Source organism: Nonomuraea sp. H19, assembly GCF_052068215.1.
Taxonomy (GTDB): domain Bacteria; phylum Actinomycetota; class Actinomycetes; order Streptosporangiales; family Streptosporangiaceae; genus Nonomuraea.
In genome coordinates this window covers 548,823-555,197 of sequence record NZ_JBQHCV010000003.1, presented here as the reverse complement: position 1 = coordinate 555,197, position 6,375 = coordinate 548,823, and the positions used below count along the sequence as shown (strand labels likewise).

The window sequence follows — 6,375 nt, the reverse complement described above, 5'->3', positions numbered from 1 at the left end:
GATAGGCCGGAGGTGGAAGCACGGTAACGTGTGGAGCTGACCGGTACTAATAGGCCGAGGACTTGACCACAAAGCATCTTGCTCGCGTCCACTACGCAATTCTGAGACAACAAGCGGTATGCTTGTCTGTTTCATAGGGTTGCGGCGGTTATGGCGGGAAGGAAACACCCGGTTACATTCCGAACCCGGAAGTTAAGCTTCCCAGCGCCGATGGTACTGCACTCGGGAGGGTGTGGGAGAGTAGGTCACCGCCGCACAAAACTTAAGAAAAGGGCCCCAACCAGACGGTTGGGGCCTTTTCTTTTTGCGTGACCGGCGCTCTAGTCGAGCAGCAGCGTCGATACGTGATCGAGTGACCGGAGCGACGCCGGCAGTTCGTGCGTGGCGATGACGACGGCGGTGTCGGGCAAATTCGCAAGGATGCCGAGTATGTGCTGCGCGGTCTGGTCGTCCAGGCCGGTCGCCGGTTCATCGACGATCAGCACGTGAGGTCGGGTGACCAGGGCCCGGCCCAGGTAAACCCGGCGGAGTTCACCGCCTGAGAGGTCTCTGCCGCCGGGACCTACAGGGGTCCTGGCAGTCAGCCCGCTGCGATCCAGCCATAACTGGGTGAGGCGTGCATCGACGTCCTCGTCGGTCATCCCCGGGTCGGCGAGCCGCCAGTTCGACCCGAGCGTTCCGCTGAAGAGGTAGTCGTCGGCGGCGATCGCGGTGACGGCGGGCCGGTTGTCGTCGGGGGCGAACGACTGCCGCATGGACGAGGCGAGGGCGCGCAACAGTGTGCTCTTGCCGCTGCCGGAGCGGCCTGTGACAACCAGAATGCCGTTGCGAGTGACTTGGGCCCCTATGACGCGCCCCGGCCGCAGGGCCGTCGGAGGCAAGAGATAGCCGTCGAAGCCGATGACCTGCTCGGCCGCCCATGAGCGCATCGCCGGCACCGTCATGTCGTCCGGGGTGTGCGATGGCGCGTTCACCATGAGGCGCTGGTGTGCGGCTGCAGCCGCGGTTCGGGCTTCGGCGGCGACTCCCAGTTGTTCGGCCTGTGCCACTACACCTACCGCCATCAGGGCAACGAACACGAACGTGGCGGGGTCGGTGCCGATCTCACAGACGATCGTGGCCGCCACGGTCGCCACGCCCACCAGCCCGGTGAGCAGGGCTTTGCACAACTGGCGTCGGCCGGCCGCGTCACGGGCGGCGTCCAGTTGCGAGAACTTCGCCGTCGTACGTGCTGCGAGCTGCTCGGCGGCGCCGAGCGAGGCCATCTCCGCCCATGCGTCGGTGGTCGTCACCGTTTCCGCCCGAAGCGCCTTGCGTGTGTGCTGCTCGGCCGGGTGCGCGGCGCTGGACGTGCGGTACGCCACCAGCGCGATGATCCCGAGCCCGGCCGCGAGCACTGCCGCCGGTGCGATGGACGTGGCCAGCGCGATGGCGAGGACGCCGGTGACAGCCATCGCGGCGGCAACGGCGGCGGGTGCGGTGCACTGGATCAGCGCCATCCCGACGGTGTCGGCGTCGGCCATGCTGCGATCGAGCAGGTCACCGGACCACATACCGTCCAGGTGGCCCCGGTCGGCGGCCGCGGCCCGGTGGAAGAGTTCGGCCCGGGCGGTGGCGACGCGCCGCAGGGCGGCCGCGTGCAGCGTCAGGCGCTTGCTGTAGTTCCCGGTGATGCGGGCCAGGGCGAAGGCCCGCACACCGCCGCTGGGGGCGAGGTAGGAGAAGGAGCTGAAGGTGGCCGCGCCGGCGACGGCGCACGCGCTGATGAACCAGCCCGATAGGCCGAGCAGGCCCGCGGAGGACAGTTCGGCGATGACGGTGAGCACGAGACCGGCGCTCGCCAGTGCACGTGCCGGATGGTGATGACCGCCGCCGGAGAGGGGGCGCGCGCTGCTCATTGTGCGCTCACCAGGCTTTCGTGGTGAAGGCGGCCGTCGTTGATGGCGAGCACGGTGTCGGCTGCGGCGGCCAGCGCGAAGGAGTGGGTGGCGATGATGACCGTGCAACCGTGGGTGGCTCGCCGCAGGGCCTCGACGACGTCGCGTTCGCTGTCCGCGTCGAGGTGGGCCGTCGGCTCGTCGAGCACCCAGAGCCGGGCTCCTCTCAGGAAGGCGCGGGCGATGGCGATCCGGCGGGCTTCTCCCGTCGACACGCCCCAGCCGGCCTCGCCGAGCCGGGTGTCGAGGCCGCCGGGGAGACGCTCGATCACGGGGCGCAGCCCGGTGGCGTCGACTGCCTGCTGGATCTGTTGGCCGGTGGCGTTCCGCCGGCCGAGGCGGATGTTGTCGCGGACCGTCGCGTCGAGCAGCACGGTCTGCTGTCCGACCCACGCGGATGCGCCAAGCGCCGGTGCCTGCCGCCCCGAGGCGGTCTCCCACCGGACCTCTCCGGCGGACGGCAGTCGCAGGCCGGCGACCAGCGACAGCAAAGTGCTCTTGCCGGCGCCGGACGCGCCGGTGATCGCGGTCCAGGTCCCGGGTGCGATGTCGACGTCTGCGGCGATGGCGTCGTGTTCGGCGCCCGCGTAGCGGAACCGGACCGCGTTGAGGGACACCCCGACCGGTTCGCCCAGTCGCGGACGCACCGCCCGGGTCGTCTCGGCGGGCATGTCCTCGACGATGCCGCTGATGACGCCGGCTGCGATGGCGGCGCGCTCACGCTGGTGAAACACCGAGGCCAGTGCCCGCATCGGGGCAAAGTACATCGGGCACACCAGCAGCACCAGCAGCCCGGTGAACAGGCTGAGTCCGGGGGCGTGGGGCACATGGACGTACCCGAGCAGCGACAGGCCGATGTAGGTCGCGTTCACCGCGATGGAGAACGTGATGACGACATCCATGATCGCCCCGGACAGGAACGCGCGCCGTAGCACGCTCATCGTCGCCGTGTTGAGCCGTTCGGCCGCCGTGGTCAGACTCCGGCCGCGGCGACCGGCCGCGCCGAGTTCACGCAGGGTTCGCAGGCCGCGGAAGCTGTCGAGGACGATGGCGTTGAGTCGCTGAGTCGCGGCCCACTGCCGCTCGGCGCCGTGCTGGGCGAACAACCCGGCCAACCGCATGTTGAGCGGGATGAGGGCGCTGGTCAGGACGAGCACGATCGCCGCCGGCCAGTGCAGCACGGCGGTGGTCGCGAGGACGGCGAGCATGGAGAGCGTGGCCGACCGGCGCAGCGGCGCGATCTGAGCGTGATAGTCGGCGATGTCGTCAACGAGGTCGACCATCGCCAGCGCGGCCTCGGCAGGTCCGGTGTCGCGGGTGCGCCGGGTGGCCGGCAGCAGCGCGTCGGCCAGCTGTTGCCGCAGGTGGGCGGCTGTCTCTCGGGCGCCGCGCCGGCGGAATTCGCCGGCCGCCCAGCCGGCCGCCAGCGCGAGCGCGCCGGCGGCGGCGAAGACTGCCACGCCCGGCAAGTCCTCTCCGGTGCTGCGACGCAGCACAGCCTGAGCGACCCACGCCAGGGCGCCCCAGCGGACGATGGCGAAGACCGTTTCGAGCGTCATCAGTGCGGCTGACAGGCCGAACCAGCGCCGTGCGGGCGTGGCGCACGCGGCGAGCCAGGCATCAGCCCGCCGTCCGGCCGGGGCGTCGAGCTCATTCGTCGTCATGAGGACGCCGCTCGTCGACGATCCAGGCGATACCCCCGGTCAGGGCGATGGCGATCATGCCGAGGGTGGTCAGTAGCCCGGAGTGGACCTGCGGGTAGCCGCCGAACATCCCTTGGCAGACGCAGTAGGCGAACAGTCCGAGCACAGTCCAGGCCATGGCGGCGAGCAGGCGCAGCACGACGCCGACCGGTGACGGCAGGACGGATGCGCGGTGGGCGCCGCCGTGGCCGGCGCCGTGGCCGGCGCTGTGGGTGGCGCTGTGGGTGGTCATGAGTGCGCTCCTGCGAGTACGGGGCTGTCCGCGGCGGGCGGTTCGCCGGTCGGCGATTCGGCGTCGAGCTTGCCGGTGAAGGCCCGGTGCGCGAACACGTTGTAGGCCAGCACCAGCGGCATGTTCAGCCCGATGCCGATCAGGACGAAGACCATGGTGTTGTGCGGGCCGACCGCGCGGTCGACAGTGAGATCGGGCGGCATCAGGACCGGATAGCGCGCCACGCCGAGGGCGAGGAACACCGACACGACCGTGACGATGAGCCCGCCGATGGGCAGGGTGTCGGCTGCGCCGGTCTGCTGCTTCCACGGGAAGGTGACCAGCGAGGTGACGGCTCCCGCGGCGGCGAACAGCAGGAGGCCGCCGAAGGCGAAGGCGCGTCCCGGACTGGTCAGGTTCAGCGGTGCCGCGGTGGTGTCGATGGCGAACAGCACAGCCGTCAACAACCCGGCGGTCAACGCCGTGGTGACCAGGCCCCTGCGCGCCGCCGACGCGCGCAGCCGCCCGGACGACTTCTGCTTGGTGTAGGCGTACCCCAGTGCGGTGTACGCGGCCGTGACGGTGGCGCCGGTCAGCACCGCGAACCAGCTGAAGGCGCCGAAAGCCGTCCCGGCGAAGGCGCCGTCGCGCAGGAGCAGGGGGGACGTCAACGTGCCCAGAGTGAAGCCTTGCGCGAACGCGGCCAGCGACGATGCCACGCCGAAGGCGATGGTCCAGCCACGCGCGGGAGGCGACTGGGACGCCAATTCGACGCTGACGCCGCGCACGATGAGGGAGAACAGCATGACGGTTATGGGGAGGTAGGCGTGCGGGAGGATCGTGCCGAACGCCAGCGGGAATCCGGCCCACAGGGCCACGCCGAGCAGGACGAGCCACGTCTCGTTGCCGTCCCAGCCCACCGCGACCGACTCCAGCAGGTGCCGCCGGTGGGTGGCATCGCGTTCGAAGAGGGTGGCCACGCCGACGCCCAGGTCGTAGCCGTCCAGCACGACGTACATCAGCAGGCAGAGCAGCACGGCGGCAAGCCACAGAGTCGTGGTGATCATCGGGCGGCCACCTCTCGCGGGCCGAGCAGGGCAGGGCGGGCGGAGAGCGGGGCCGACGTCGTGTCCGGTGTGTCAGGCCGGGACTCGCGTCGAGGATCGTCACGATCGGGGCCGCGGCGCACCGTACGGACGATGTAGGCGAGGTAGGCGACGAGCATGATCAGGTAGAGCATCGAGAATCCGATCACCGAGAACACGACCTCGCCGGGCGCCAGCTTCGATACCGCGTCCGCGGTGCGCAGCCGGCCGAAAACGATCCACGGCTGCCGCCCTGCCTCGGCGGTGACCCAGCCGCCGAGGATGGCGAGGATGCCCGCCGGAGTCGTCCAGAGGACGAATTTGTGGAAGCGCCGCGCGGTCCACAGGCGGTTGCGCATGCGCAGGATGGTCGCGGCGAACGCGGTGCCGAACATCAGCACGGCCGCGAGGAACATGATGCGAAAGCCCCAGAAGGTCGCCGCCATGTCCGGCCGGTCTGCTGCCGGGGTGAGCTTCAGGCCCGGCATGGCGGTGCCACAGGTGAGATCCTTGGCGGAGATGGCGCTGCCGAGGCAGGGAATGTCGAGTTCGGCGATGTTCCGGGCGGCCAGCTGGTCCGGGATGGCGAACAGGACGAAGCCGGTGTTGCCGTTGTCCCAGTTGCCTTCGATCGCCTCGAGCTTGGCGAGCTGGCCGGGCAGCTCGTGGCCGGCGACGCCGTCACCAAGGTAGAGCTGTACGGGCATCAACACCGCGGCCACGCCGAGGGCGATCGACATCGAGCGGCGCGCGAAGCCTTTCGCGCGCCCCTTGACGAGATACCAGGCCGAGATCCCGGCCATGAAGAAGCCGGCCGAGATCAGTACGGCGGCCACCATGTGCGGCCAGCGCCAGCCGAACGACGGGTTGAAGATGACCCGCATCCAGTCGGCAGGCTCGAACCGGCCGTCAATGATCTTGTATCCGGTCGGCGTCTGCATCCACGAGTTGGCCACGATGATCCACGTGGACGACAGGAGGGTGCCCAGCGCCACCATGACGGTGGACACGAACATGGTGGCCTTGCGGACGCGGCCTTCCCCGTAGAGCAGGACGCCGATGAACCCGGCCTCGACGAAGAAGGCGGTGACGACTTCCATGCCGAGGATCGGCCCGATGATCGGTCCGGTCTTGGCGCCGTACACGCCCCAGTTCAGGCCCATCTGGAACGTGATGACGGCTCCGGCGACCACGCCGATCGCGAAGCCCACAGCGAAGATACGCCGCCAGAACCGGAACATCTGCAGATATACCGGCTTGCCGGTACGCCAGTACATGTCGTAGACGACCGCCAGGAAGATGGAGAGTCCGACGGTGATCGCCGGGAAGGTCATGTGGAACATGACAGTGATGGCGAACTGCCATCGGGACAGGTCCAAGAGACTCATGGCTGCTCCTTTGCGAGCATCGGCCCGTCGCCCGGTAGGGGGCCGTCCGGG

Annotated in this window: 4 protein-coding genes, 1 rRNA gene and 2 pseudogenes; 1 reads left to right on the top strand and 6 read right to left on the bottom strand. The window is 69.5% G+C overall.

Annotation, left to right across the window (positions count from 1 at the left end; translation table 11 throughout):
- The first annotated feature begins 140 nt into the window (after nucleotides 1–140).
- Nucleotides 141–257 (top strand): 5S ribosomal RNA (rrf, locus tag ACTMTI_RS09265).
- 63 nt (nucleotides 258–320) lie between these two features.
- On the opposite strand, the gene ACTMTI_RS09260 is transcribed toward rrf, so the two are convergent.
- The 6 genes and pseudogenes from ACTMTI_RS09260 to ACTMTI_RS09235 form a co-directional block, all read right to left on the bottom strand.
- Entirely contained in the window at nucleotides 321–1,898 is a 1,578-nt protein-coding gene (locus tag ACTMTI_RS09260) for an ATP-binding cassette domain-containing protein (RefSeq protein WP_441119520.1), read from the bottom strand.
- Nucleotides 1,895–2,476, bottom strand: a pseudogene (locus tag ACTMTI_RS09255) (ATP-binding cassette domain-containing protein); the annotation flags it as partial. The pseudogene ACTMTI_RS09255 and the gene ACTMTI_RS09260, both read right to left, overlap by 4 nt.
- Nucleotides 2,477–2,785: 309 nt before the next feature.
- Nucleotides 2,786–3,496 (bottom strand): annotated as a pseudogene (locus tag ACTMTI_RS09250) (ABC transporter transmembrane domain-containing protein); the annotation flags it as partial.
- Nucleotides 3,497–3,587: 91 nt separating this feature from the next.
- The gene (locus ACTMTI_RS09245) at nucleotides 3,588–3,872 is read right to left on the bottom strand and encodes a hypothetical protein (RefSeq protein WP_441119518.1); all 285 of its coding nucleotides are present in this window, start codon (nucleotides 3,870–3,872) and stop codon (nucleotides 3,588–3,590) included.
- Entirely contained in the window at nucleotides 3,869–4,918 is a 1,050-nt protein-coding gene (locus ACTMTI_RS09240; RefSeq protein WP_441119516.1) for a cytochrome d ubiquinol oxidase subunit II, read from the bottom strand. The genes ACTMTI_RS09245 and ACTMTI_RS09240 overlap by 4 nt, the downstream gene beginning before the upstream one ends.
- Complete coding sequence (locus ACTMTI_RS09235) at nucleotides 4,915–6,324, bottom strand: cytochrome ubiquinol oxidase subunit I (RefSeq protein ID WP_441119515.1); 1,410 nt, start codon at nucleotides 6,322–6,324, stop codon at nucleotides 4,915–4,917. Before ACTMTI_RS09235 ends, ACTMTI_RS09240 begins: the two co-directional genes overlap by 4 nt.
- Between the last annotated feature and the right edge of the window lie 51 nt (nucleotides 6,325–6,375).

Excerpts from the sequence above, each read along its gene's own strand:
- ACTMTI_RS09245 (WP_441119518.1), bottom strand. The coding sequence starts at position 3,872 with ATGACCACCCACAGCGCCACCCACAGCGCCGGCCACGGCGCCGGCCAC.
- ACTMTI_RS09240 (WP_441119516.1), bottom strand. The coding sequence starts at position 4,918 with ATGATCACCACGACTCTGTGGCTTGCCGCCGTGCTGCTCTGCCTGCTG.
- ACTMTI_RS09260 (WP_441119520.1), bottom strand. The coding sequence starts at position 1,898 with ATGAGCAGCGCGCGCCCCCTCTCCGGCGGCGGTCATCACCATCCGGCA.
- ACTMTI_RS09235 (WP_441119515.1), bottom strand. The coding sequence starts at position 6,324 with ATGAGTCTCTTGGACCTGTCCCGATGGCAGTTCGCCATCACTGTCATG.